The organism is Oleiphilus sp. HI0066 (assembly GCF_001635725.1).
The window spans coordinates 1-1,254 of sequence record NZ_LWFH01001452.1 but is presented as its reverse complement, the minus strand read 5'-3'; the positions used below and the strand labels follow the sequence as shown (position 1 = coordinate 1,254).

The following is a 1,254-nucleotide window of genomic DNA, read 5'->3' as shown; positions in this document are numbered from 1 at the left end:
CCACAGAATATGATAGTCGCGGTCCATAGGTTGCGTAAAATATTTGCGATAATCGCGCAACATAATACTGGCAATGCGACAGGCCAGAATATGAGCGGAAAGAGGATATAGTCTTTGAGGATTTGCTTCCCGGCTTTCTTAAAAAATGCATTTCTTAAATCAAGTCTTGATATTGGGAGTTTACTGTTTTCTTTTTTCTTTCCAATGAATATGCGTTCACCTGCTAGCTCGTGATACGCAACGCCCCATTCAAACAGTAGGCTTAGGTTTAAATAGGTTATGATCTGATAAAGGTTTTTGGGGCGCCATTTCAAATCATCGCTCAGGCGCAAAAGACCGTAACCAAAGTCTCTGTCCTTGCCGATGATATTTGTATAAGTATGGTGCTCATAATTGTGGTACCTACGCCATGAATCGCTATCTCCAGCGTTATCCCAGTCGAATCGTTTAGAGTTTGTAATCGGATCGTGCATCCAGTCATATTGACCGTGCATTATGTTGTGCCCGATTTCCATGTTGTCGAGAATCTTTGAGAGAGCTAAGCCAAGCACAGATAAAATCGCTATCGACCACATTAGATAGCCATCAAAAAATAAGAATGCACATGCAATTCCAATACGGCTGACAATATCGAGCAACCTCTGAAAACCAATAAGTTTCCGAATATAGTTGGCGTCTTCGGTCCCGACTTTTTTAAATGTTTGTTCTCTTAATTCTTCAAACTGCTTTTCTAAAACATCAAATTGGATTTGTTGTGTCATTCGACTCTCTCCTGAATCTCTATCTCCAAATCGCTTTCTGCAAAGCTGCAACAAATTTGTATTTTTTCTCCGTGCTCTCGATGAGTTTGATCCGTTAATACGTTTTTCACCGATCCGCTTAATAAAGTTGCCGAGCATTGGTGGCACGCTCCTGCCCGACATCCAAAAACGGGTTTGTGGCCAGCGCTTTCGAGTGAATCTAATATGGGCTCATTGCCAATGCTGGTTGCCGTTGCGTTTTTATTCACTGTGATTGTATGTTCAGATGTGCTGCCAGAAATCTTAGGTATAACGAAGGTCTCGGAGTATATTGATGGAAGCGTTTGATTAAGCTTTTTGGCGCGTTGCTGAAGTAAATTTCCGGCAGTCTGTATGAAGCCAATTGGTCCGCAGATATAAGCATCCGAAACGGATTTTTCCGATAGCGCGTGCTCCAAGTGTTTGTCGCTAATTCTGTTATTAATCTCAGTGTCGATTATTTTCAGATCTAAAC

The 1,254-nt window shown here is 41.6% G+C and carries 2 protein-coding genes; both read right to left on the bottom strand.

From position 1 onward, the window contains the following. A partial coding sequence (locus A3738_RS22640) for a fatty acid desaturase (RefSeq protein ID WP_197473967.1) occupies nt 1-761 on the bottom strand: 761 nt, incomplete at its 3' end. Next, nucleotides 758-1,254 (bottom strand): 2Fe-2S iron-sulfur cluster-binding protein (locus tag A3738_RS22635; RefSeq protein WP_156504423.1); only part of this gene is annotated, 497 nt, incomplete at its 5' end. The genes A3738_RS22635 and A3738_RS22640, both read right to left, overlap by 4 nt.